We start from the raw sequence: 221 nt of genomic DNA, 5'->3' as shown, positions 1-221 counted from the left end.
TTTCGTCTAATAGCGCCAATAAACGCAATAATTAATTTAATGGTATCTCATAAATACAAATGTATCTTTGTTCATATCCGTAAATGTGGAGGCTTAACAATAGTAGATAAATTTGAAAAAGAATTTTCTCAAAAAGAATTATTGACTGTTAGAAATAGAAATCCTGATTTAGGTCCTCCAAGATTGAATGATTTAATGGCAAGAGAATATGTGGACCTTAA

At 29.0% G+C, this 221-nt stretch carries 1 protein-coding gene; it reads left to right on the top strand.

The features are described from left to right. Window positions 1-221: hypothetical protein (locus ACRHOC_RS15595; protein ID WP_431159490.1), on the top strand; the 221-nt coding region annotated here is incomplete at both ends.

Source organism: Winogradskyella poriferorum (genome assembly GCF_050618035.1).
In the GTDB taxonomy this organism is placed as follows: Bacteria; Bacteroidota; Bacteroidia; order Flavobacteriales; family Flavobacteriaceae; genus Winogradskyella; species Winogradskyella poriferorum_A.
This window is presented reverse-complemented; position numbering and strand designations above follow the sequence as displayed.